Source organism: Streptomyces sp. NPDC059909 (genome assembly GCF_042730885.1).
GTDB lineage: Bacteria > Actinomycetota > Actinomycetes > Streptomycetales > Streptomycetaceae > Streptomyces.
The window spans coordinates 1-287 of record NZ_JBHWKX010000264.1; positions in this window are offsets into that span (position 1 = coordinate 1).

Sequence of the window (287 nt, forward strand, 5' to 3'; positions counted from 1 at the left end):
CCGACCTGCCGGTCTGCCTGCGGACCGTGGTGGGCGGCGAGACGGTGTACGTGCGCCCACCCGAGTGATCTGGCGGCGCGGCGCGCTCCCGGCGACTCGCCGTCCTTGCCCGGGCCCGCCGCGGGCACCCCGGGCCTGACCTGGACCTTCCCGAAGACGCCCCAGGTGACACGGGTGTTGACAGAACCGCGAGGCGGACGGGTAGGTTCGGCCGGGTCCACCACTGGACGCCCGACCGGGGAACCCCCGAACCGTCGCCGTACGCCACTGGGTCAGGGGCGGTACGC